The 206-nt window shown below is 56.8% G+C and carries 1 pseudogene; it reads left to right on the forward strand.

The features are described from left to right. A pseudogene (locus tag ACTHSP_RS24460) lies at positions 1 to 206 on the forward strand (class 1 fructose-bisphosphatase); the annotation flags it as partial.

The following is a 206-nucleotide window of genomic DNA, read 5'->3' on the forward strand; positions in this document are numbered from 1 at the left end:
GAATTGCTGGCAGGCGAAACCGGCGTACGCGGCAAAAACTACAATATGCGCTGGGTAGCCAGCATGGTTGCCGAAATTCACCGCATCCTGATGCGCGGCGGCGTATTCATGTATCCGCAAGACAAACGTGACCCATCCAAACCGGGCAAACTGCGCCTGATGTACGAAGCCAACCCGATGAGCCTGCTTATGGAACAAGCCGGCGG

It is taken from the genome of Neisseria sp. P0001.S005, assembly GCF_051963715.1.